The sequence below is a fragment of the Bacillus sp. EA-CB0995 genome, from assembly GCF_055814245.1.
The window spans coordinates 2370907-2393450 of sequence record NZ_CP169269.1; the positions used below are offsets into that span (position 1 = coordinate 2370907).

Genomic DNA, 22544 nt, shown 5'->3' on the forward strand with positions numbered 1-22544 from the left:
TAACAATTTACAGAGCGCCAGGTGCAATCCACATATGAGAAGTAAATCCTTGATCAGCTAATTGTAGTTGCTGCTGATATACAATTTTCCAGTTTTGATATAATTCTTGATACTGTTGATGGTTTTCGATATTTGGTATATACGTTGTCTCCCATTTTACAAATTGTTCAGAAACGGTTTCCATTGAATGATAAATACCAGCACCAACTCCTGCAACTATTGCTGTTCCCAAAGCAGCAGCTTCTTTTACTACTGGTACTTTTACAGGAACACCTAATACATCAGCTACAATTTGACACCATAGCTTTCCTTTTGAAGCCCCCCAGCAAAAACTACTTCTCTTGGGAAATGTCCTGTTAATTCTTCAATTAATTTTAAATTTCCATATGTTACAAAAGCAGCATTTTCTTCAATTGATCGAAACAGTTCTTTCTTCCCGCATTGTTCAGAATCTAAGCTTAAATTTATAAAAGAGGGAGATGTATGGCGCCAAGAAATATAGTTCATGACATTAGAAAAAATCGGAATGATACCGTGTGATCCAACTGGGACATGCTTTGCTTGTTCCTCTAATAATTCGTAAGCATCGATACCTAGTTCTTTTGCTCGTTGTTTTTCTTCTTGACAGAAAGCGTCCCGAAACCAGCGCATAACAAGGCCGGGAAAAAGGCAATTGTTTCGTATTGCCAAAGAGTAGGAAGAACGTGACAATTTACACGAATGCGAGCGTTTGGATCTGGTACAGGATTGTTTACATTCACTTCTTGTTGCCAAAAACTTCCTCCGCAAATGAATGTTTGCCCGCTTTTGACAACTCCAGAACCGAGAGAAGCCATTTGCGCATCTCCACCTCCAGTAACAACAGGCGTTCCCTCGAATAATCCAGTTTCTGCTGCGCTTTGTTTTGTTACGTTTCCAATAAGAGTTCCGGCTTCATTTATTTGTGGTGAGAGCACAGAGGAAAGTTTGCATTGGGCCACTAATTCTGGAGCCCAATTTCTATTTTGTAAATTGAAAATTCCCGTTGTACATCCATTGGAAGGGTCAACTTGTAATACGCCGCACAGTTTATATAAAATCCAGTCATTTAACATGGTAATAGAATGTACTTTCTTATAAATCTCTGGTTGGTGTTTCGCAATCCATCGTAACCTTGGTAATGCACCTAGAGCGAACGTTTGCCCTGATACCGTATATAGATTATGTTCAATGTGAGGGTGTATTTGTTTAAGTTGTGTAACTTCAGCAACAGCACGGTTATCAACATTTGCACACGCCCAAATTTCAGTGCCATCTTTGTCATATAAAACAAATCCTTCGCGCATACTTGTTGCACTAATTCCTTGAATAGAAGAAGGAGGAATACCACTTGTTTGTAGTACATCTTTTGTACATTCTTGAATAATTTTCCAATTTTTCTTTACGTCAAAATCCATTGAACCTGGGTATCGTGGGTTTTCTATGTGAACCCATTCTCGTTGACTAACAGCAAGTTGATTACCTTGTAAATCAAATAAAACAGCTCGGATACTACCAGTTCCGGCATCATAAGCTAATAGAGCAGCCATTATATTCCACTCTCCTTTTCCAATAAAGAAAGGGCAGTTTCTTCATCGATAATCAATGTATGAATGTACCTGCCTTTCAATGCCCCGTAGATCGCATCAACTTTTTGTTTACCACCAGCTACTCCAACGACGTGTTTCATATTTCGAAGTATAGAAAGAGGCGTACCGATGAGTCGTTTATGATGAGATAAATTTAGAATGTCTCCATGAATGTTGTAGAATTGCCCAAGAATGTCGCCAACACCATTTTGATTCCGAATGCATGTCATTTCACGAAGAGTCATTTTTTCTTCTTTCAAAATTGTCGCATCAGGAGATAGTCCACCGATTCCAACAATTGCAGTATTTGCAAATGATGCAACATGTAATATGTCTTTCACAGATGGTTCTGAAAGTATACTGTTCGCCATTTCGTTCGTAGAAGCTAAAAATGGCGAAGGGATAATATGAAGGTGTCCATGTACTTGATTGAGATAATTTTGTTTTTTAGGGAGGTAATAATTTACTCCTCCAGTTAGCGTAACAATAGAAATATTCATAGATGAATCGAAATTGATATTTTCTAATGTTTTTGAGATTGTTTCTCCCCAGCCAATACCAAGTAGGTCGCCGTTTTGCAAATGCGTTTCTAAATATTGTGCTGCTGCTTTTCCGAGTGAATCAGAAAGATTATCTTTTGGCGTTGGAATAATGAAAGCATCTATTAGTTGAAATGCTTTTACAAGTTCTCTTTCTATACTTAAACAATGTAAACCAGTGCCTTTAATATGAAATGTAACGATTCCTTCAGTCCGTGCTTTTTCTAATAAACGGACAACTTTGTTCCGGGATATATGTAGTAATGAGGCGATTTCTTGTTGGGTAAGGTGATCTTTGTAATAATACCAAGCAGCTTTTGTTAACAAATTTTCTTCAAAGTTCAGCTGTGTCATGCTTTTCATCCTTTCAACAAATGACCGATGTTTAAACATATGTAAGTATATTTTTATTTATACCGTCTGTAATAGGAGGTTTACTTGAGAAAAATAAGTTCTAGATATGAGGAAAAGGATATACAATGCTACAAAACAAGTAGAGCAAAAAATTAACGGTTGAAAAATTGTTTCCTGTTAAAGGTAGGTGAAAGAAGCTTGGAACAAGTTCCTTTATTGGAAGTTAAAAATGTAAAAAAAGCATTCTTACAGCAACCTGTGCTAAAAGGAATCAATTTAACAGTAAAGAAAGGGGATATTTTCGCATTAGTAGGTGGTAACGGGGCTGGAAAGTCAACGTTAATGAAGATATTGACAGGGTTGTACACTTATGATGAAGGAGAAATCAAAATAAAAGGGAGATCTGTTACATTTTCCAATCCATCTGAGGCTCATCGAAACGGTATTTATTTAGTTCCGCAAGAACCGCTTATTTTTCCTAATATGACTATTGAAGAAAATATTTTATTAGGCATGAGGCAAAGTAAAAGAGAGCTTCGGACGAAATTAGATGTACTCATGAGGCAACTTGGCTGGAATCTAAAGCTGGGTGAGCGTGCTTTATTGTTGTCTATTGCACAGCAGCAATTAGTAGAAATAGTTAGAGGATTAATAAGAGAGGCAGAGATTCTTATTTTAGATGAACCTACATCGACGTTAACAGAAAATGAAATTAAGAGTCTATTTGTTGTGATGAAAAATTTGAAAGAACAAGGAATTGGCATGATTTATATTACTCATAGGTTTCCAGAGATTTTTGCAATTGCGGATCAAGTAGCTATTTTACGAGACGGCGTAATTTCTAACCAAGGTAATGTAAATGAATTTACTTACGATATCCTATTACAGGGACTACTACCAGAAGATTATCAGCAAATTCAAAAGAGAGAGAGTTTATATAACGAGACAGCGTCGTTAAAGCAAGTATTACAAGTAAATCATTTATTTAGTCATAGATTTCGAGATATTTCATTAGAAGTAAAAGCAGGAGAGATTGTTGGAATTGCTGGTGTTGTGGGAGCGGGAAGAACGGAATTAGCTGAAGTATTATATGGTATTACATCTGCAACCGAAGGAAACGTTCTATTAGATGGGAATGAAATTACAACGTGGTCAACAAAAAAGAGAATTGATGCAGGAATTATATATGTACCTGAAGACCGAGCGAGGCATGGGATTTTTTCAATTGCTTCTGTACAACAAAATATGACCTCTGTTCTCTTGTATCGTTTAAGTGCATTTTTTTAAATCAAGAAAAAGAAAGCGCTTTAACGGATGGGTATATTAAAAATTTTCGAATTATGGTTCACGATACAAATCAAAGCATAGAGTCTTTATCGGGAGGAAATCAACAAAAAGTAGTGTTAGGGAAATATCTTGCTTGTCAGCCTAAGCTTATTATTTTAGATGAACCAACACGTGGTATAGATGCAAAAGCGAGATTCGAAATATATGAAACAATTAAAGAACTAAGAGAAAATGGTTTAGCGGTATTGTTAATTTCCTCAGATTTAGAAGAAATCATGAATTTAGCAAATCGTGTGTATGTAATGCGAAATGGTAATATCGTTTCACATTTAGAACAGGAAGACATTTCATTGGATTGCATTACACGTTCTGCTTATGGGGGAGAGGAGGTTTCAAATGGATGAAATATGTTACATATATATTGAAAATGCGTGAAACCTCTATTGTAGGGCTGTTATTTCTTTATATTATCTTTGTTAGTGTAATGAACAAAGATTTTTTTCAATTGGATTCTTTTTCGATTATTTTAAAATCAAGTCTTATTTTAATTGTTCTCGCAATTGGTCAATCATTCGTGTTATTCACTAAAAATATTGATGTCTCGGTAGGATCGATAATGGGTTTATGTGCTGCTTTTTGTGGAATGTTTTTGACGAGTGGAAATAATCCTTTTAGTGCAATTATACTTACATTTTTGCTCGGTGCGTTTATTGGAATTGTAAATGGCGTAGGTGTAACAAAGTTTCATGTTCCAGCAATTATTATGACGCTAGGGATGCTTGGTATTATTCGAGGTTTGATGATTATATATACAGAAGGAAAATGGATCGAAGATATTCCAAATGACTATAAAAAATTGTCTTCCGTAACATGGTTAGAGATTCCGATAACAGTTTGGTTCATCGGACTATTATTAATAGCTGCTTATCTTTTCCTAACAAAGATGTCGTTCGGAAGATATTTTTATGCGGTAGGAGATAATAAAGAAGGTGCAAGACTGATTGGGATTCCGGTATCGTTTGTGCAAATTTTAGCCTTTATGATTTCGGGCATTACTGCTGCAATTGCTGGATGTCTATTTGTTATGAATATTGGGTTTGTACCGAATCAAACAGGAACAGGAATTGAACTGCAAGTAATCGCTGCTGCGGTGCTTGGTGGTATTAGTTTAAAAGGTGGTACGGGATCAGTTTTTGGTGCAGCTTTAGGAGCATTGTTTTTAGAGGTGATTAGTAGTTCATTAGTATACTTAAAAATCCCAGCCTTTTGGAACAACGCAATTTCAGGATTTTTATTATTACTTATTATTATTCTAGATAGTGTAGTACAGAAATGGAGGAAACAGAGGCAGGTGGAAATATGAAGTCTAATCACTGGCTCTTTCGCTGGGAGGGAGCACTCCTCCTTTTGTTATGTATAGAGTTTACCGCTTTTAGCTTATTAAATGCAGATTTTTTAAATATAGGGAATTTATTGTTTAGTATTAATGATTTTATTTTTATTACAATAGCCGCGATACCGATGACATTTGTCATTATTACGGGAGGAATCGATGTTTCAGTTGGGGCAGTTATGGGGCTTACATCTATTCTTATCGGTGTATTGTGGATAAATGGGGTATCTATTGTTATTGCTGTAATGATTGCTCTTATCATAAGCGTATTAGCTGGTTTTTTGAACGGTGTTATTATTCAAATGACATCTGTTGAACCGCTAGTTGTAACTTTAGGAACAATGTTTTTATATTCGGGTATCGCTCTTGTAATTTCGGGTGGTTCTAAAGCAACTGGATATGAAGGGATAAGCGGATTGCCAGATTCATATGTTCAGTTTGCAAATGGGATATTTTTGGGGGTTCCTAATTTATTTTGGTTACTCCTTATCATGACTGTTTTATTCTCTATTCTGCTGCGCTATACAAAATATGGTCGATATGTAATTTTAATAGGAATGAATGAAAAAGCAGCTAAATATTCTGGAATTCAAACGAAGCGAGTTGTTATTTTAGCATATATGCTTTCTGGTCTAGGCGGTGGATTAGGTGGAATATTTCTAACGGCTTACTTTGGTTCAGCTCGAGCGGATTTAGGAAACGAAGCAATTTTACCAGTCATTACAGCAGTTGTATTAGGCGGTGCTCTTATTACTGGTGGAAAAGGAAGTATTGTAGGAACTGTTCTTGCAAGTATTGTTATTGGAATTATGCAATATGGGCTACAGATGACAGGATTAACAAATGAGCAATCTAATGTTGTAATTGGTATTATTTTAATTCTTTCTGTTATGGTACGCCATTCCAAGATAAGATATTTCTTTATCAAAAAAATTGTTTCACATAGGGAGGAAACAACATGAAAAAGAAGATAAGTGTATTCATCATTTTATTGGTGTTTGTTGTTTCTATGATGGCATGTACAAATACAAAATCATATGGGAATAAATCAAAAGATGTGAAATTTGCCTTTATTCCTAAATTAACTGGAGTCGGTTTCTTTACATCGGGCGGAGAAGGCGCAAAAGAAATGGCGGATAAGCTCGGTGTAAATTTAAAATACGATGGACCTTCTGAGGCAAGTGTATCAGGGCAGGTAAAATATATTAATAACTTTATTAATCAAAACTATGATGCGATTATGGTTTCATCTACTTCTGTCGACGGTTTATCACAAGCTTTGCAACGTGCAAAGAAAAAGGGGATTACCGTATTAACATGGGATTCTGACGTTAATCCGAAAGATCGCTCTTTCTATATAAGTCAAGGAACACCAGAACAATTGGCCAATTTGCTTATTCAAATGACTGCTTCACAAATTGGTGATAAAGGAAAAGTAGCATTCTTCTATTCTAGTCCAACAGTAACAGATCAGAATCAATGGGTTACAAAAGCGAAAGCAATTATAAAAGAAAAATATCCGAATTGGGAAATTGTGACGACCCAGTATGGGGAAAACAATGCTCAAAAATCACTAGCCGTAGGTGAAAGTATTTTGAAAACATATCCAGATATTAATGCGGTCATTTGCCCTGATGCAACTGCATTACCAGCAATGGCACAAGCTGCAGAAAATTTAAAAGTGGATAAGAAAGTTGTTATTACTGGTTTTTCAACACCTAATGTCATGCGTGATTACGTAAAACGCGGGACAGTTCAACAGTTTGGCTTGTGGGATGTAAAACAACAAGGTGCACTTGCAACCTATGTTGCAAATGAAATGGTTGTAAAAGGTAAAAAGTTAAAAGTCGGTGACAGCTTTGAAGTTCCTGGTATTGGAAAAGTGAAAGTGGAACCAAACTCAATTCAAGGATATGATTATGAAGCAGAAGGAAATGGAATTATTGTATTGCCAGAACGGGTTGTGTTTACAAAGGATAACATTGAAAAATATAATTTTTAATAGTGTGTTTTAAAAGAAAAATTAATTATAATGATGAATATTTTTACATGAAGAGCAGCCGAATATGGTTGCTCTTTTTTATGAAATAAAAATGAAACTTTTTTGAAAATCGAGAGAATATAGAGTGAAAGCTTTGAGAAAGGAGCCCCGATGCGAGTGAAGTAGAATTACAAGAATGATTGCTGTCCAAAGGGAAAAATAGTTGTAGACTGAAAAAGGGGCTAGATATAGAAACAAAAGGAGCAGATGTAGCCCCTTTTATTTCTTATCATAAGGTGCTGTTAAACTAAAATGTTGATAAGTGAATATGAATAATGACTGTCTAAATTTTACAGTCATTATTCAACTAACGTAATCCGTTAGTTGAATATACGCATTACATTATTTTTTTAAATCCTTTCTAATTGTTTCTTTCCATTTATTGATGTTGTTTATTGCATTTTTTTCTCCACCACTATATAAATCTTCAATTGTCATTGACCATCTTCTATATATACGTTTTCTTTTGTGGTTTGGCAGTGGATTGGTTATTTTACCTACTTTTGAAACGAGTTCCCTATTTTTTCTAAGAATATAACCAGTATCCCAATTATTATCATAAGCTCCAGTGAATAAGTTTATCAAATGATTATATCCATCTTTAGTATAGTTAGATGGGTGTTGAATCATATAACAAGAAACAAGCCAAAAATGTAAATCATATAATTTAGAGTCGTTATGCTCCCAAACCAGTGGGAATTGAAACATCTCGTAACAGGAAAGTCCATCTATTTCATTTGCTCCACATTCAATACATTTACCAGATTCCATTATTGTATTATTGTCAACCATTGTAGTTAAATCCTCCACTGATATACTTGTTCTTTTTGGGTATGTGGTAATTTATCAATGTGCTTTAGTAGATTACTAAATGCTTTGCTCATTCTTGCTTCCTCCGCGAATGTTTGTTCTTATAACAATTATACTAAGGATTCGGGAATGTATTAAATATCAACACTATACTTTAACAGAGCCTATCATAAAAACGGACAATATTTTATCACCATTTTTACCTTTGATTGTCCAAAAAGTATGATTTTCATTTATTCTCTAGATTTTTATGTTTGCTCATGAATTTCTCGGTATATTCAATCGATTTTCCTCTAGGAACAGAAAGGCATTTCCATTTCTCATTTTTAAGTAACTTCCCTACATATACAATTTGGCCAATATGATAGGAATAATGTGATATTTGCCTTTCAATGGCTTCAATAACGGAATGAGCCTCTCCGCGTATATGAATTGTCTTTTCTAAATCGTTTTCATTCAAATTATTCAATGTTGTAAATAAAACTTTCCATCCCTGATTCCACGCCTGATATAAGGCTGCTTTGGAGGGAATTGCCCAGTAAATTCATCATCACGATTTCTAGTTATCTTTTCCCCATCTGTTGTTAAAAAATCAGTCCATCTAGAAAGCATGTTTCCCCACATGTGTTTGACGATAATGGCGATACTATTAGATTCTTCATTCGGATATATATGGAGTTCTTCATAACTTAATTGATCGATAGCATCTTCGCCTAACTTTTTCATAGACTGAAATGTTTTTAATACACAGCGTAAATACTCTTTTTCAATTCCCATTATAAACACCTACCTAAAAAATACTTTTTATAAAGGATTCGATATTTACCTGTTGTAACCTTTTATTTGAACGTAGTGGAATATAAAGTTCTTAACAGCCCTTTCTTTCATAAGGAAGGGTTGTTTCGTTAAAAGTCGAATACAGTAATGTTGCAAGAGAGGAGTAATCATATGTTATTTCAACAAGGAGAGTTATCTATTCGATACATAACGGAAGATGATGTTCAAACATTATCAAACTGGTTATCAAATCCTGAAGTTTTACGTTTTTATGAAGGGCGAGACAAACCACAATTACCAGAACAAGTTCGAGAGCGTTATATAAGTAGTTTTGAAGATAAAGAGAAAAAGTGTATTGTGGAATATAAAGACCGAGCTATTGGCTATGTACAAATGTATCCTTTAGATGCAGAGTGGAAAGCGTTATATGGATATGGTAAGAAAGAGAATGTATGGGGAATGGACCAATTTATCGGAGAAACAGCATACTGGAACCGAGGAATTGGTACAGAGCTTGTGCAAGCTGTAATTACATATATCAGTAACAAATTAGGTGCAGTCGCAATTGCGATGGATCCAAGGGTAAGAAATGAACGAGCAATTCGTTGCTATGAAAAGTGTGGTTTTCAAAAAGTGAAATTGTTGAAAGAACATGAATTACATGAAGGAGTATTGGAAGATTGTTGGATGATGGAGTATAAAAATGAAGGGAGAATTTGCTGATGAAACAAGCACTTGTAGTAATTGATGTGCAAGAAGGAATGTATACAGTAGGTATCCCTGTACATAATGGCTCTAGCTTATTACAAAATTTGCAGGAGGTAATTCAAACATTTCGTGCTCATGATATTCCTGTTATTTATGTGCAACATAATGGATCTAAGGGTCATCCATTAGAAAAAGGAACAGCAGGTTGGCACATTCATTCTAAAATTACTCCGATGTCAAATGAGGTTGTAGTGGAAAAAGAAACACCTGATTCTTTTCATGAAACGAATCTTCGGGAAGTTTTGCAAGAAAAAGGAATCGAACATCTTTATATTTGTGGACTGCAAACCGAATATTGCGTAGATACAACCGTTCGCCGTGCCTTTAGTGAAGGGTATAAAGTAACACTCATTCATGGTGCACATAGTACGTTTGATTCAGAGCAATTATGTGCAGAAGATATCATTCAGCATCACAATAAAGTGTTAGGCTGGTTTGCGAATATAGTAAATGTACAAGATTTAAAGTTAAATTAGAAACATAGTATGTAGAGAGAAATATTTCATAAATAACTAGGAGGTTTCCACTATGACGGTTTTTTTAAACCTATGGCGTTCCAGCTGAAAACCGAACGACTTGACCTGAGTATGTGGGAGGAATCCGATGCAGCCTGGCTGAGAAAACTAATTGGTGAACGTGGTGTGGACATGCCGACTCTTGACGCCGCCCGTAGCCGGATTATCGAGATGCGCAAGAGAGCAGTCGAAAATGGCATTTCCCTTCTCACTATTCGCCGCCGAGACGAAGGCGATTTCATCGGATACTGTGGTTTGATTATCGGTCGTTCCACACTTGAAGAGCCGGAGATCGCATATGAGTTGTTCCGCAGCGTTCACCGTAAAGGCTATGCGACTGAGGCAGCATCCGTGGTCCTGGACGCTGCGATTGCTACCGGGCGCAACAGGCTTTGGTCGACTGTAGGAGCTTGGAATGTTGCGTCCTTCCGAGTGCTAGAAAAGATAGGATTTGAGCGGCACCACAGCACGTGGGACGAGCGCGGCGAGATAGTTTGGAACGTACGCGATCTTTAGAGATTTCGACTTGATCCGAAACTATGGAAAAGGAGAAAAGGTCATTACTTTAGGGGAGAATCCAGATACAGGTACAAGGACTGGTTTATAACCCAAATAGTGACAAACTATAACCAATACGAAGCATTTACTCCTGCTGAAGCAGTGACAAAAAAAGGTGGCTGGACAAAAATCTTATTGCACTAACTGAGTGCTTATCTTGAATAAGATTTAAGCGACGATCTTCAATAATCGGGCGCGATTGTTGAACAACTTAGGTAGAAATGATCAAACTTTTTTTAAAAAACCAAACTTAAATCTGCTTAGAAGAATCCATCTTGATCAATCTTTTTTCAAAATGGATTCTTTTTATTTATCATAAAATTTGGGATTGCGAGGTATTTTTGATCAACCTTTTTTTCCAAGCTACATAAATCCCTAGAAATGATGGCTTATTTATGAGTAAATTTAGTTTTTCATTAAGTTCTTACACAGTTTTTCTCGCCGAAATTAGTCAATGTCATGCAGAGTTAAAAAGTCGGAGGAGTGATTGCAAAAACTACTACTGCTTTCTCTTTATACGGATTTTCCCATTTATGCTTCATATAAGATGGGATTTTTACACTATCACCTGTGTATAAAGTTAATGTTTCTTGATTTAAATATAGAGTAACAGTTCCCTCTAAAACAAAGGCGATTTCTTCACCTTTATGCTCTATTAGTTTTTCGGAAGAAGAGGCTTGAGGTAATAAAGTCATAAGAGCAAGTTCAAGGGCTCCAGTTAAATCTGGAGATAGTAATTCATATGACAAATGTTCACTTTCAGGAAAACTAATCTTTTTTCGTTGGTCAGCTCTTACAACTAAGCTTTGTGCACTTGTATCTTCCAAAAAGAAATTAAACATAGGAATATTTAATGCGTTAGATATTAATTTAAGGGTTTGCAGGGATGGGTTTGCAGATCCTTTTTCGATTTGACTTAACATAGAAGGTGTGACATTGACGAGTGTTGCCAGTTCTCGACTGCTCAAGCCTTGTACTTTTCGGTATTCTGCTATTCTTTGTCCGACATTTATATCATTCATGTTGATTCTCCTTGTATATGAATTATTAAAGATTTTAATTAAATTTAATTTAAATTTATTAATATATATTTAATTAATTTCGTTTGTGTGTTAAATTTAGTTTAATTATAATAAATAAAATTAAATTTTAAAATGCTAACATCTAACATTAATTAAATAAGGATAAAGAAAGGAGAATTCACAAATGAAGAAGTATGATAGCGCATCTATACAAATTTTAAAAGAAAAGCACCCTTTACTAAATCAACTCGTTTTGACGGAGGAAGTATTTTGGGTCAATCCTAATAAAGAAGATTTTGAAACCGGAATAAAAAAAGCACCTCTTACTACAGATGATGTAAAAGATGCAGAGGAAAGATTAAAACGTTTTGCCCCGTATATTGCGAAAGCTTTCCCAGAAACAAAAGATACGAATGGGATAATTGAATCTCCTTTAGTGGCAACGCCTTCTATGAAACAACATTTAGAACAAGAGTATGAGCAACATATAGTAGGTAATTTATTACTAAAATGTGATAGTCAGCTTCCTATATCAGGATCTATTAAAGCAAGAGGCGGAATTTATGAAGTTCTTAAACATGCGGAAGATTTAGCTCTGGAACATCACTTATTAAATAAAGAAGATGATTATTCAATTTTAGATAGTGATCAATTCCGCACATTCTTCTCACAATATTCAATCGCAGTAGGTTCAACCGGGAATTTGGGGCTTAGTATTGGCATTATGAGTGCAAAATTAGGATTTAATGTGACAGTTCATATGTCGGCTGATGCAAAGCAGTGGAAAAAGATTTACTTCGAAGTAAAAATGTCACAGTTATTGAATATGCAGCGGATTATAGTAAAGCAGTAGAAGAAGGAAGAAGACAAGCAGAAGCGGATCCTATGTGTTATTTCGTTGATGATGAGAATTCAAAAAATCTTTTCCTTGGATACGCTGTAGCTGCTTCTCGCTTGCAAAAACAATTGCAGGATCAAAATATTGTTGTTGATGCTGACCATCCGTTATTTGTTTATTTACCATGTGGTGTCGGCGGAGGTCCTGGCGGCGTGGCATTTGGTTTGAAATTATTGTTTGGTGATCATGTACATTGCTTCTTTGCGGAACCAACTCATTCTCCATGTATGTTAATTGGTTTATTGACAGGTCTTCACGATGAAATTTCTGTGCAAGACTTTGGTATTGATAATGTGACGGAAGCTGATGGCCTTGCGGTAGGAAGAGCATCTGGATTTGTTGGAAAAGTAATTGAACCGTTGCTAAGTGGATGTTACACAGTAAGTGATCAAGAATTATATAGACTATTAAAAGCTTTTGTCGATACAGAAGGAATCAAATTAGAGCCGTCAGCATTGGCAAGTGTATACGGACCTGTTCAATTGTTCAAACAACAGCAATATATACAAGAAAATCATCTGCAAGAAAAAATGATGCATGCAACGCATATCATGTGGGGAACAGGTGGAGGGATGGTTCCGCCTCATATTATGGAAGAATACTATCAAAAAGGATGAAATTTGTAATCGTTTTTTATCGGTAGTTAAATATTCTATTTTAAATTTATTCATTAGTACATCACTAGTTTAAGGTGGTGTACTTTTTTATTTTTCGTTAACGGGTAGTAAGGGCTGACAGATGGAAGTTTCTTTATGGTTTCATGCAATTCCATAAATTGTAATAATAACGATGTATCATATCATTATTTTCAATTATAATAAAATAGTGTGTAAAATCAGAAAATTAAAATCAACAGGAGGCGGGGGTTTTGGATAAAGTCCAATTATCTGAACGATTTAAGAACTTTGCGAAAAATGAGTGTAGGAATTCAAGTGAACTTTATGAGTATTTATCTATAAAAATTTCAGAAGATGATGAATTGATAGAGTTAAGTGCAAATTCCCAAGAAGGGCAACCAGTACCTAATTTATTGTTAGGGGCTGTCCATTATCTTCTGTTAAAAGGAAAAGAACATGTTTTAAAGGAGTATTATCCAAGTATGACTAAGAATCCAAGGGAAATAGAAGGTTCCTTTATTCATTTCAAGGATTTTTGTCAATTGTATAGAGAAGAAATTATTTCTATCTTAAAAAGCAAGTTAGTACAGACGAATGAAGTAAGACGCGCTGCTTATTTATATCCTATTTTTTGCTATCTTTACAACGTTGTAAAGAAACCTTTATCACTAATAGAAATTGGAACGAGTGCTGGCCTGCAATTGTTATGGGACAAGTATAGTTATTCATATGGAACAAATGAAATTTATGGTGATAACGACTCACCTGTTCATATAACAGCTAAAGTAAAAGGAGAGAATATGCCATCATTCTTTCTAACTAGTCCTCCGGTAGCTTCAAAGGTAGGATTAGACTTACATATTAGTGACTTAAACAATTCAGAAGACTATTTATGGTTAAAATCGCTTATTTGGCCTGAACATGAAGAAAGGTTAGCGCTGTTTGAAAGTGCAGCAAAATGCTTTATCGAGAATCCAGTAAAACTAATAGAAGGAGATGGAGTGGCATTACTCACAAATGTTGTAGAAAAACTTCCAAAGGATACTGCTATTTGTATTTTTCATACTCACGTTGCAAATCAAATACCAGAAGATTCTAAGCATGAACTAATAGAAAAAATAAAAACGATTGGAAGTAAACGAGATGTTTTTCATCTTTACAACAACATGTGGGATAGAAAACTTCATCTTGATTATTTTTTAAATGGTATAGAATATAATCAAACGATCGGAGAAACAGATGGGCATGGTAGATGGTTTGAGTGGAACTTGAAGTAGCGTATAGGGAGGAAGCGTTAACTAAGATAGGTATAGACGTAATTTTCCTAATTGAAATTTAAATTAATAAGTATTGATGACTATAACTTAAGGTAACCCCAAAAGTGATTCTGTGTAAGAAAACTTTTGGGGTTATTTTTGATAAAGGGCTATCGCCGGTCTGTACGTGCTCTGCTTTCATGTTGGTAATAGCTTTGAATATGAACGAAATGAAACGAGTAAAATATGTTAAAAAAATTGTGTTGATTATAGTAAAAAAACTTGGTATGGTTATACATTGTTATAGCTAATATGGGAAAAAGAAAAGGGAAGCGAAATTAAGATAAGGATTGCTAATCTACTTTGTAGGATTTTAAAGGAACGTTGTTTTCGTATAAATAGAATATTAACTATAAATGAATATTTTTAATATAAGATACAAGGAGATAATAATATGAAAGACAAACTAAGTACGATCCCCTCATTATCTTCAAACTCTGTTTATTTGGGTGTTTTGCTAGCTGTAGTTGGAGGTTTTTTAGACGCTTATACTTTCATTAGTAGAGACGGAGTGTTCGCCAATGCACAGACAGGAAATGTAGTACTACTCGCTATAAGAGCAGCTAATGGGGAATGGAGAAGTGCTTTGCTTTATATCCCGCCTATTTTAGCTTTTATGTTAGGTGTTTTAATATCAGAAGTAGTAAAGATTCCTCATATAAGGCATTTATTACATAGTTATAGACGCTCTATTCTTATACTAGAATGTGTTGTTTTAATCATTGTAGGTATCTTGCCAAAAAGTATACCTAACATAGTGGTAACAGTATGTATTTCGTTTGTATCATCTTTACAGATCTCTACTTTTAATAAACTAGACAAGTGGGCCTACAATTCAACGATGACAACAGGTAATCTTCGAATTGCAACGCAGGCAGCATATTTAGCATTCAAAGAACATGATCAGGAAGAGAAAAAACGATTTAAAGAATTTCTTGTTATCATTTTTTCTTTTATATTTGGTGTGCTGTTAGGGACTTTTTCCACCACTCATATAGGGATCAAATCTATTTGGATTGCATCAGGAATTTTAGTGATTGCTCTTATTTTGTATCATAAAGATAGAGGTTATTGGAGAAAACGCCTAACGTTGAAATAAAAGTTTTTTTAATGTTGCTTTGATAATACCTCATTATTGCAATTGGTTCATTATCAGTTTCCTCATCCGAATCATGTGGAGTGCTGGGCGTTGATAACATTAAAATCTTAGCTCGATAAACAATTTCCTCAAAATGATAAAAAATCCTGAGAAATAATGGTTCTCAGGATTTTTCCAATTGGAATTAAGGTTAGTAACTACTGACGATGATAATTTATCCCGCATTAACGGGACAGTAAGATCTCCACACCTCAAGATTGAGAGAAGCGAAGAAGATAGGTGGGGGATAACTGCCCATTAATGCCCGATTGGTTCAACTAACCATCAGTGGGGGATGAAGAAAATCCCCCACTGATAAAGTATTATCGTAACTAGCTGTGCGAAATATATCATAACAATATAGCAGATGCTGTTGTTGTATATGCGGTCATATATTGTATGAATGTAGAGAACGAGATGCAAAGAGGTTGTATCATTTCCGTTTTTTCGCATCTGTAACATTCTGTTCTTCAGCAAACTCTGTTCCATAAGCTAGCGATCGGTGGAAATTAATATCTTTTCTATTGCTTGTTTGCTGAGTAGAAATACGACTGAGTAAATAACTATGAACAAAGACTTCTGCTACTGTAACTACTATTGCTGATAAAATACTTCCCCAAGCAATTTGCATATAATTATCTAAAAGTACGCTGCCGAAAATCCATACACTCATATAAGTGAAAAGAAAATCAACCATGATTGCAGCGGTATTTCCCACCCGTGGTAAGAAGATCAGATCTCCTAACATATACGAGGCAATCGTAATAAATAGACTGAAGGAAAAGATGTCAACAAATGTTGCATCAAAGAAAAAATCCAAGCCAATTGCAAAAGCAATTATGCAGGATACAAACTTTATAAGCAGAATAGTAATATGATTCATCATCTGAACCTCTCTTTTTCTATTTAGTTTGAATGAAAATAGGAAGTTTATGCATGGAAATTTAAAGTTCAAATTGTAAGGTGGAGTTAAATTAACAATGTATCATTGTAAAAAAGATAAACACCTAATTCAAATACCTAAATAGGAGGAAGATAATGACTCAATTATTAATCAATCCGATGTTCTTAGTATTCATTCTGTTTCCGGTTGTTACGGTAATTTTAAGTGCAATCGCTTATGTAGGGTTAAAAAATTTATTTGTTATGCCCTTAATCATTTTTCTGCTTTCAATAGTCTTTATGATTATGTATGCAAATGAAACATTTCTCTATTGGGTAATTTTATATTCAGCTTTATCAATATTGGTTGGGCTTTTGTTCAAATATATTTTGTCTAAATGAATTTAGTGATTTGAACTGCTGTTTAACTTTAAGTTGAAGGATTTTTGAATGAACTGAAAGGAAAATGAAATATTATTCTCAAAGGTAGAACTGATTTTTAAAAGTAAAAATTTTTATCACCTTTCATTTATCTGAATGTTAAAAAAACACAAAAAATGTTATATTAAAAAGAGGAAATTAACATTTTTAGGTAAGGAGGGATAGAGATGTGGATTACTTCAGAGGTAGAAATTCCAGATGAACTATTTGATAAACTCGAACAAGGGAAATTGGTGGTATTTGTTGGAGCTGGAGTATCTATGAAAGGTAATTCAAACTTACCGAATTTTGATGACTTAGTTGATTATATTGCGAACGCTCTATATGTAGAAAAGCGTGAGGAAAATGAACCGCACGATTATTATCTTGGAAAAATTTCGAAAACGAAAGATGTTCATCAGATTGCTAAGAATCTTGTTCATGTAGCGTATTCAAAGCCAAATCCATTGCATGATTCTATTTTACAATTATTTGCAGCTGATGAAAATGTTCGTATTGTAACTACAAATTTTGATCAACATTTTACAACTTTACTCGAGGAATCGAAGCGTAAAGTAAATATATATTTTGCTCCGGCACTTCCAACTGGAAGAGCTTTTAAAGGATTGGCATACATTCATGGTAATGTGGAACAAGAAAAAGAAAATTTAATCTTGACAGATGGTGATTTTGGAAGGGCTTACTTAACAGAAGGATGGGCAAGGCGGTTTTTAGTAGACCTATTTTCTAATTATACCGTTTTATTTATTGGTTATAGTCATAATGACCCTGTTATGAAGTATTTAGCAACTGGATTACCACCTAGTACGAGAAGGTATGCCTTTGTTGCTCATGGAGAAAATACATATCACTGGGAGCATTTAGGGATTAAGCCGATTGTATATCCGAATAAGATGCAAAATCATCAGTCATTAGCAAAAGCAGTACAGCGATGGGCAGAGCTAATGGGTGATAATTATATTACAAAAAGAACACGGATTCGTGATATCGTAACGGTTCCACCATCTTTAGAGCAGGAGCAACTGTCTTATATTAAACAATCTGTAAAAAAGATTGAAACACTTCGATATTTTGTAGAGTTTGCAAGAGACTACGAATGGGTGGAATGGCTAGAAAAAGAGGGGCAGTTACGGAATTTATTTTCAGAAGAAGCTGATACTTCTGAGAAAGATCAGTTGCTTGCACAGTGGATTGTTGATCATTTTTTATTAAGTCATCAAAATGAATTATTTCAGTTAATGTATAAAAATAATACGAAGATATCGGCCTTGTTATGGAATACGATATGCACGTTTTTAGTAGATATGGAACAACCGATACATACGATTTCCTTTGCAAAATGGCTTCTATTATTGTTAGAAAAGGCGAAAACAAAAGAATTTTTTATTGGCAATTTGCCTTCTTTACTTCATAAATGTACGTACCCGGAGCATAAAGAAATTATGGTTCTTTTACTAACTTGTATATTAGATGGAAAACTGAAATTGAAGCGACTTCGGCAATGGGAACAAGAGACGCAAGATGTTGTAGAGTTAGCGGAAACAAATCACCTGTCAGCTGCAACTTTTTCAAAAATGCAGCACATATGGGAAGTGAAAATAAAGCCGCATCTTTCTTATTTTGCTATACCAATTTTGCAGATTGGATTAGAAAAATTACAGAGATTAGCTCTAAAACAAAAGACCCTTCAAATCCATGATACAATCAGTGAATCACGAAGTGCAATCGAACCGCATGAGCAAGATAGCCAGCCGCGTGAATTTTCTTTTTTAATTAATATTGTTAGAGATTGTATGAATTATATTTGTGCACATGATGAAAACAAAGCAAATTTTTATATTGCTTATATGCTTGAATATGGAAACACACTGCAAAAGAGAATTGCAGTGCATAGTATGAACCATACTGTGTTCCGAACGCAAAATGAAAAAATTGAATGGTTATTACAACATAAATTGCTTATTGAAGACTCTTGCAAGCATGAGGTGTTTCAACTGTTAAAGAATCATTATGAACATGCATCTGAATCTTCAAAACAAAAAGTGTTAAAAAACGTAATGAAACACTTTGAAGTAAAAACTTGTTACGCGGCTTGTAACTTAATAGATTGGCTTTACATGTGCGCTCCAGATAACGAGTCTACGAAACAAACATATGAATTTATGAAACAGAAATTCCCTCATTTTTTATCGAGAAAGTATCCGGATTTACAAGAAGAGCGGACGTTACAGCCGATTACATGCAATTTAACAGCAGATGGTTTGTTGCATATGAGAGAGGAAGAAATGGTATGGCAAGTTCTTCAATATTCACATGAAGGATTGTTTGAGAAACATCATTTTTTAGAAATGCTTTCCAAGGCTTGTAAAACAAATGCACAATGGAGTATTTCTCTTGCATATCAATTAGTTAGATATAAAGAAGTGAGTAAAGAAGTATGGTTTGTATTAATGAGGGAGTGGCGCAATAATCGAAAATTAACAAATGAGCAAATACAAGAGATTTTACCGCTGTTGCATCAATTTGTACGACATGCTACTTATCATTGGCTCATTAGTAGTTTTCTGTATGAAAAGAGCAATCGGTTAGAGGAATTTCAAGAAGACACAATTCGAGCAGTAAAGCAGCTTGCTTTTTCGTTGTTTCCTCATGTCATGAAAGGTGAGCAAGGAGGAAGAAAAGAGCAAACGGATTACTACAATGAGGCTGTTCAGCATCCGGTAGGGAAAATAACAGCAGTTTTATTAAAGCTTCTTGCATATGAACATTTATATGATCGAAATATACATGCTTATTTGTATGTATTTGAAGAGCAGATGCGAAAAAAATCATACTACGTAAATGTTATGATCGCTAGGCTCACAGCAGATTTAACATTTCTCTATCATATCGAGAAGCAATGGTGTAGAAAGCATATGATTCCTTATTTAGATTTGCAGAAAAATGAAGAGGAAACAAAGTATGCCTGGGCTGGGTTTGTAAATACTCAAATTAATTTGCCTTTATTCATACAAACAAAGAAATATATTGCTTTTGCTGTTCGCCATTTACATTTGTTGAATGAACATACACAAGAAGTATTTATGAAGTGGCTGAGTCTGGTCTTTCTAAAGTGTATTTTATATTGGGATGAGCAAATAGACTGGTTATACACTCTTTTTATACAGGGAGAAGAGCTAGAAAAAGTAAAGTTTGTCGGAAATGTATCTTATTATGTAAAAACATTGAGTATAAAAGAACAACAAAAGTTTTGGCAAGACTGGCTTGCGGATTTTTTAGTAGAACGCCCTAAAATGAGTATAATATCAGGGGAAGAATATATCATCTTTCTACGGTTTGTGTTACACATGGAAGCTATTGCTGAAAAAGGGATTGAAGCTGTTTTATCGTATTTTTCTATATCTTCACTGCATAAAGAGAAACAAGAAGTGAAATATTTGTTCAAACAGATGTTGGAAAAAAATGAGCTAATTCATCAAAATCCTAAAGTGTATGCAAATTTATTTTTTGTTTTATTAACAAAGCTAAATGATGCAGAGTGTATTGAAAATGAAATCATTAATCTTCAGAAAATATTTGATGAAACAAAGCTTGAAAATACACTATTTGAATGTATTCAAAATGAGATGATGCGCATCGGATTGATCAATCGAAATGCAAATGATTCACATTTGTTATTATGAAACATACGATGCAGTGTGAGTAGAATTTTTAAAAAATAATGAAAAAGTGTTGACATGGTTAAAAATAACACTTTATAATACAAATCAATACTTAATAAAAATAAAGCATTGAAGGGAACAGAGTAGTGTTTATCTCCCTGTTATAGAGAGCTGATGGTTGGTGGAAATCAGTACAAAGGTAAACGTGAATTACAGTCCTGGAGCATCTTTTTCGTAGTAAAGGCAGATGTGTCTTTATGAAGGGAAAGACGGTCAATATGATCGTTAACAAAGAAGAGAGGTAGACAAATTTGTCTACAACTAGGGTGGTACCGCGATAATAATCGTCCCTACTGATTGGATCAGTAGGGACTTTTTGCATATATGCGGACCTATATGACAATAAAATAATAAGCGCGATGATAGGAAAAAGAGTAGTGGTTGTTTCCCTGTAGCAGAGAGCTGGTGGTTGGTGTGAACCAGTACATAAACAAGCATGAATTACAATCCTGGAGCATCTTTTTCGTAGTAAAGGCAGATGTGTCTTTATGAAGGGAAAGACGGTCAATATGATCGTTAACAATGGAAAGAGGTAGACAAACTTGTCTACAACTAGGGTGGTACCGCGATAATAATCGTCCCTACTGATTGAATCAGTAGGGATTTTTTGTATATTTCATATGAGAAATCGTTACCAATCTGGTTTTGTTACAAATTTCAAGTTCAGAAAATAGGGAATTTTCAATCCCTTATTATATATTTTCAAAGATAAAAGGAGGAATTTTCAATGGGAAATCATGAATTAGAACAATTACGTAAACAGGTGGATGAAATTAACTTACAACTTCTGCATTTATTAAATAAGCGTGCAAAGGTTGTTCAAGAAATTGGTCAGCAAAAGAAACTGCAAGGTACGAAACGCTTCGATCCTGTTCGTGAGCGTGAAGTGCTTGATATGATTGCAGAGCAGAATGAAGGGCCATTTGAAACATCTACAGTGCAACATATTTTCAAAACAATTTTTAAAGCAAGCTTAGAATTACAAGAAGATGATAATCGTAAAGCATTATTAGTTTCGCGTAAAAAGAAACAAGAAAATACGATTGTTGATGTAAAAGGTGAATTGTTAGGTAGCGGCGCACAAACATTTATTATGGGACCTTGCGCAGTTGAAAGTTTAGACCAAGTTCGCCAAGTTGCTCAGGCGATGAAAGAACAAGGAATAAAATTAATGCGCGGTGGTGCCTTCAAACCGAGAACATCCCTTACGATTTCCAAGGATTAGGATTAGAAGGATTGCAAATTTTACGCCAAGTAGCAGACGAGTTTGATTTAGCAATCATTAGTGAAATCTTAAATCCAAATGATGTAGAAATGGCGCTTGATTATGTTGATGTGATTCAAGTGGGCGCTCGTAATATGCAAAACTTTGATTTATTAAGAGCCGTTGGAAAAGTAAATAAACCAGTATTATTAAAACGTGGTTTAGCAGCGACAATTGATGAGTTCGTCCATGCAGCAGAATACATTATTGCACAAGGAAACGATCAAATTATTTTATGTGAGCGTGGTATTCGCACATACGAAAAAGCAACGCGTAATACACTTGATATTTCAGCAGTACCAATTTTAAAGAAAGAAACACATTTACCGGTTGTTGTGGATGTAACACATTCAACAGGGCGAAAAGACTTACTTCTTCCAACTGCGAAAGCAGCACTAGCAATCGGTGCAGATGCAGTTATGGCAGAAGTGCATCCAGACCCAGCGGTTGCATTATCAGATTCCGCACAGCAAATGGATATTCCACAGTTCCATGCATTCATGGAAGAGTTAAAAGGATTTAAAAATAAGTTATCATAATTAAATAGATATTGCGTTGAAAGGAAAACAGTAGCATTTATCTCCTTGTTACAGAG

General features: G+C 34.7%; 14 protein-coding genes, 5 pseudogenes and 3 other annotated features (1 of these 22 running past the window's edge). Of the genes and pseudogenes, 13 read left to right on the plus strand and 6 right to left on the minus strand.

The window, feature by feature from the left end:
* Positions 1–7: 7 nt before the first annotated feature.
* A pseudogene (lsrK, locus tag ACEWFJ_RS12370) lies at positions 8–1568 on the minus strand (autoinducer-2 kinase).
* A complete protein-coding gene (locus ACEWFJ_RS12375) occupies positions 1568–2500 on the minus strand; it encodes a sugar-binding transcriptional regulator (RefSeq protein WP_473688718.1) in 933 nt (310 codons plus the stop codon). The pseudogene lsrK and the gene ACEWFJ_RS12375 overlap by 1 nt, the downstream one beginning before the upstream one ends.
* Before the next feature lie 198 nt (positions 2501–2698).
* On the opposite strand from ACEWFJ_RS12375, the pseudogene ACEWFJ_RS12380 reads away from it, so the two are divergent.
* The 4 genes and pseudogenes from ACEWFJ_RS12380 (at position 2699) to lsrB (ending at position 7182) form a co-directional block, all read left to right on the plus strand.
* Positions 2699–4191: pseudogene (locus tag ACEWFJ_RS12380) on the plus strand (sugar ABC transporter ATP-binding protein).
* The gene (locus ACEWFJ_RS12385) at positions 4188–5150 is read left to right on the plus strand and encodes an ABC transporter permease subunit (protein WP_473688720.1); all 963 of its coding nucleotides are present in this window, start codon (positions 4188–4190) and stop codon (positions 5148–5150) included. Before ACEWFJ_RS12380 ends, ACEWFJ_RS12385 begins: the two are co-directional and overlap by 4 nt.
* The gene (locus ACEWFJ_RS12390) at positions 5147–6142 is read left to right on the plus strand and encodes an ABC transporter permease (RefSeq protein ID WP_473688722.1); all 996 of its coding nucleotides are present in this window, start codon (positions 5147–5149) and stop codon (positions 6140–6142) included. Before ACEWFJ_RS12385 ends, ACEWFJ_RS12390 begins: the two co-directional genes overlap by 4 nt.
* 47 nt (positions 6143–6189) lie before the next feature.
* A complete protein-coding gene (gene lsrB, locus ACEWFJ_RS12395) occupies positions 6190–7182 on the plus strand; it encodes an autoinducer 2 ABC transporter substrate-binding protein LsrB (protein WP_473692473.1) in 993 nt (330 codons plus the stop codon).
* Between the two features lie 381 nt (positions 7183–7563).
* Here lsrB and ACEWFJ_RS12400 read toward each other — a convergent pair whose 3' ends face one another.
* Both ACEWFJ_RS12400 and ACEWFJ_RS12405 read right to left on the minus strand, forming a co-directional pair.
* Positions 7564–8013: a DUF5946 family protein gene (locus ACEWFJ_RS12400; RefSeq protein ID WP_473688724.1), complete on the minus strand. Its 450-nt coding sequence runs from the start codon at positions 8011–8013 to the stop codon at positions 7564–7566.
* A gap of 247 nt (positions 8014–8260) precedes the next feature.
* Positions 8261–8808 (minus strand): annotated as a pseudogene (locus ACEWFJ_RS12405) (DUF1572 family protein).
* 171 nt (positions 8809–8979) lie between these two features.
* Between ACEWFJ_RS12405 and ACEWFJ_RS12410 the strand changes: the two are divergent.
* The 3 genes from ACEWFJ_RS12410 (at position 8980) to ACEWFJ_RS12420 (ending at position 10607) form a co-directional block, all read left to right on the plus strand.
* On the plus strand, positions 8980–9531 hold the full coding sequence (locus tag ACEWFJ_RS12410; RefSeq protein WP_473688726.1) for a GNAT family N-acetyltransferase: 552 nt from the start codon (positions 8980–8982) through the stop codon (positions 9529–9531).
* A complete protein-coding gene (locus ACEWFJ_RS12415; protein ID WP_473688728.1) occupies positions 9531–10052 on the plus strand; it encodes a cysteine hydrolase family protein in 522 nt (173 codons plus the stop codon). Before ACEWFJ_RS12410 ends, ACEWFJ_RS12415 begins: the two co-directional genes overlap by 1 nt.
* Positions 10053–10124: 72 nt before the next feature.
* Positions 10125–10607 carry a GNAT family N-acetyltransferase gene (locus tag ACEWFJ_RS12420; RefSeq protein ID WP_473688730.1) on the plus strand — a complete coding sequence of 161 codons (483 nt, stop codon included), beginning with the start codon at positions 10125–10127 and terminating at the stop codon, positions 10605–10607.
* A gap of 509 nt (positions 10608–11116) precedes the next feature.
* Here the strand turns inward: ACEWFJ_RS12420 and ACEWFJ_RS12425 are convergent.
* Positions 11117–11671, minus strand: coding sequence for a helix-turn-helix domain-containing protein (locus ACEWFJ_RS12425; RefSeq protein WP_473688732.1), 555 nt, complete (start codon positions 11669–11671; stop codon positions 11117–11119).
* Positions 11672–11855: 184 nt separating this feature from the next.
* On the opposite strand from ACEWFJ_RS12425, the pseudogene ACEWFJ_RS12430 reads away from it, so the two are divergent.
* From ACEWFJ_RS12430 to ACEWFJ_RS12440, 3 genes and pseudogenes are all read left to right on the plus strand, one after another.
* Positions 11856–13186 (plus strand): annotated as a pseudogene (locus ACEWFJ_RS12430) (D-serine ammonia-lyase).
* A 251-nt stretch (positions 13187–13437) separates the two neighbouring features.
* Positions 13438–14463 carry a DUF2332 domain-containing protein gene (locus ACEWFJ_RS12435; protein WP_473688734.1) on the plus strand — a complete coding sequence of 342 codons (1026 nt, stop codon included), beginning with the start codon at positions 13438–13440 and terminating at the stop codon, positions 14461–14463.
* Positions 14464–14896: 433 nt separating this feature from the next.
* A complete protein-coding gene (locus ACEWFJ_RS12440) occupies positions 14897–15601 on the plus strand; it encodes a YoaK family protein (protein ID WP_473688736.1) in 705 nt (234 codons plus the stop codon).
* Between the two features lie 472 nt (positions 15602–16073).
* Here the strand turns inward: ACEWFJ_RS12440 and ACEWFJ_RS12445 are convergent, their stop codons facing one another.
* On the minus strand, positions 16074–16523 hold the full coding sequence (locus ACEWFJ_RS12445) for a YndM family protein (protein WP_253629709.1): 450 nt from the start codon (positions 16521–16523) through the stop codon (positions 16074–16076).
* A gap of 155 nt (positions 16524–16678) precedes the next feature.
* Here ACEWFJ_RS12445 and ACEWFJ_RS12450 point away from each other — a divergent pair, with 155 nt between their 5' ends.
* The 3 genes and pseudogenes from ACEWFJ_RS12450 to ACEWFJ_RS12460 all read left to right on the plus strand — a co-directional run bounded on the left by ACEWFJ_RS12450 (position 16679) and on the right by ACEWFJ_RS12460 (position 22488).
* Positions 16679–16924 (plus strand): DUF2651 family protein, encoded by a 246-nt coding sequence (locus tag ACEWFJ_RS12450; RefSeq protein WP_473688738.1) that lies wholly within the window; start codon positions 16679–16681, stop codon positions 16922–16924.
* Positions 16925–17130: 206 nt separating this feature from the next.
* On the plus strand, positions 17131–20646 hold the full coding sequence (locus ACEWFJ_RS12455) for a DUF4020 domain-containing protein (RefSeq protein ID WP_473688740.1): 3516 nt from the start codon (positions 17131–17133) through the stop codon (positions 20644–20646).
* 99 nt (positions 20647–20745) lie between these two features.
* Positions 20746–20980: a binding site (T-box leader), on the plus strand.
* A 55-nt stretch (positions 20981–21035) separates the two neighbouring features.
* Positions 21036–21271 (plus strand) — a binding site (T-box leader).
* Positions 21272–21412: 141 nt separating this feature from the next.
* Positions 21413–22488 (plus strand): annotated as a pseudogene (locus ACEWFJ_RS12460) (bifunctional 3-deoxy-7-phosphoheptulonate synthase/chorismate mutase).
* Positions 22489–22495: 7 nt separating this feature from the next.
* Positions 22496–22544, plus strand: a binding site (T-box leader) (it continues 183 nt past the right edge of the window).

Coding starts and splice junctions, on each gene's coding strand:
- ACEWFJ_RS12450 (WP_473688738.1), top strand. CDS start 16,679: ATGACTCAATTATTAATCAATCCGATGTTCTTAGTATTCATTCTGTTT.
- ACEWFJ_RS12415 (WP_473688728.1), top strand. CDS start 9,531: ATGAAACAAGCACTTGTAGTAATTGATGTGCAAGAAGGAATGTATACA.
- ACEWFJ_RS12445 (WP_253629709.1), bottom strand. CDS start 16,523: ATGAATCATATTACTATTCTGCTTATAAAGTTTGTATCCTGCATAATT.
- ACEWFJ_RS12420 (WP_473688730.1), top strand. CDS start 10,125: ATGGCGTTCCAGCTGAAAACCGAACGACTTGACCTGAGTATGTGGGAG.
- ACEWFJ_RS12410 (WP_473688726.1), top strand. CDS start 8,980: ATGTTATTTCAACAAGGAGAGTTATCTATTCGATACATAACGGAAGAT.
- ACEWFJ_RS12375 (WP_473688718.1), bottom strand. CDS start 2,500: ATGACACAGCTGAACTTTGAAGAAAATTTGTTAACAAAAGCTGCTTGG.
- ACEWFJ_RS12440 (WP_473688736.1), top strand. CDS start 14,897: ATGAAAGACAAACTAAGTACGATCCCCTCATTATCTTCAAACTCTGTT.
- lsrB (WP_473692473.1), top strand. CDS start 6,190: ATGATGGCATGTACAAATACAAAATCATATGGGAATAAATCAAAAGAT.
- ACEWFJ_RS12425 (WP_473688732.1), bottom strand. CDS start 11,671: ATGAATGATATAAATGTCGGACAAAGAATAGCAGAATACCGAAAAGTA.
- ACEWFJ_RS12390 (WP_473688722.1), top strand. CDS start 5,147: ATGAAGTCTAATCACTGGCTCTTTCGCTGGGAGGGAGCACTCCTCCTT.
- ACEWFJ_RS12385 (WP_473688720.1), top strand. CDS start 4,188: ATGAAATATGTTACATATATATTGAAAATGCGTGAAACCTCTATTGTA.
- ACEWFJ_RS12455 (WP_473688740.1), top strand. CDS start 17,131: ATGTGGATTACTTCAGAGGTAGAAATTCCAGATGAACTATTTGATAAA.
- ACEWFJ_RS12400 (WP_473688724.1), bottom strand. CDS start 8,013: ATGGTTGACAATAATACAATAATGGAATCTGGTAAATGTATTGAATGT.